Annotated in this window: 1 protein-coding gene and 1 pseudogene; both read left to right on the top strand. The window is 35.1% G+C overall.

Going from position 1 to position 388, the window contains the following annotated elements; all coding sequences use genetic code 11:
* Window positions 1–28 precede the first annotated feature (28 nt).
* Window positions 29–94 (top strand): TA system antitoxin ParD family protein, encoded by a 66-nt coding sequence (locus BHE89_RS27560; RefSeq protein ID WP_286146408.1) that lies wholly within the window; start codon window positions 29–31, stop codon window positions 92–94.
* Window positions 95–272: 178 nt separating this feature from the next.
* A pseudogene (locus BHE89_RS21765) lies at window positions 273–365 on the top strand (TA system antitoxin ParD family protein); the annotation flags it as partial.
* Window positions 366–388 lie beyond the last annotated feature (23 nt).

Raw genomic sequence — 388 nt, 5'->3', positions numbered from 1 at the left:
TGAGTACTTGCGAAAAGCAAGTAATGTGATGTCACGCTCTGTTAATGCTCAGGCAGAGTTTTGGATAAAAATTGGGTATTCTAAGCAGAATTAAAACCCAGATAAAACGTTTTCCAATGAATTATCAATGAGATGCTGGAAAAAGAAGCCATCAAGCAAGAAGTAGAATAAGAGGAAAGAAAAGTGGATAAAATAAGACGAATTAAAACGGCTGATGAAAATTGAATTAATGACGGTGAATCAATGGGCGTTTATTAGCGAAAGTTTTTACAATGCTTGATGATTTTATTGAGTACTTGCGAAAAGCAAGTAATGTGATGTCACGCTCTGTTAATGCTCAGGCAGAGTTTTGGATAAAAATTGGGTATTCTAAGCAGAATTAAAACCC

The organism is Shigella sp. FC1967, assembly GCF_001743005.1.
Taxonomy (GTDB): Bacteria; Pseudomonadota; Gammaproteobacteria; order Enterobacterales; family Enterobacteriaceae; genus Proteus.
This window is presented reverse-complemented; position numbering and strand designations above follow the sequence as displayed.